Genomic DNA, 360 nt, shown 5'->3' with positions numbered 1-360 from the left:
GTTATCGAGCCGCTGTCTCCCGACCTGCTGCTCGCCGGCTTGTTCGCCGTCGATAGCGGCTCCGGAAGCGTCGCTCTCCAAGTAGCAGAGCGGCTGGGCCTGCCCCATGCTTCCGCGGCCGTAAAGCTCTCGATCGGCAGCGCTGCGGAGCTTGGCGTCGACCCTGTCGGCAGCGCAGCGCTCTATGCGCTTGTGGAGCGCGACGTTGAGGGCGATACGGAGACCGTCGCGATTCCGCTGCCGGCGCTGGTTACGGCGCAACAGGGCTTGAACGAGCCGCGATACCCTTCGCTGCCCGGTATAATGAAGGCCAAACGAAAGCCGCTGAAGGTTGTCGAGCCGGACGAGATCGGGCTAGGC

General features: G+C 65.6%; 1 protein-coding gene. It reads left to right on the top strand.

The genetic code is table 11. The features are described 5' to 3' along the window. Nucleotides 1–360 (top strand): electron transfer flavoprotein subunit beta/FixA family protein (locus PAT3040_RS33505; protein ID WP_444980832.1); only part of this gene is annotated, 360 nt, incomplete at both ends.

The sequence above is a fragment of the Paenibacillus agaridevorans genome (assembly GCF_003112455.1).
GTDB lineage: Bacteria > Bacillota > Bacilli > Paenibacillales > Paenibacillaceae > Pristimantibacillus > Pristimantibacillus agaridevorans.
This window is presented reverse-complemented; position numbering and strand designations above follow the sequence as displayed.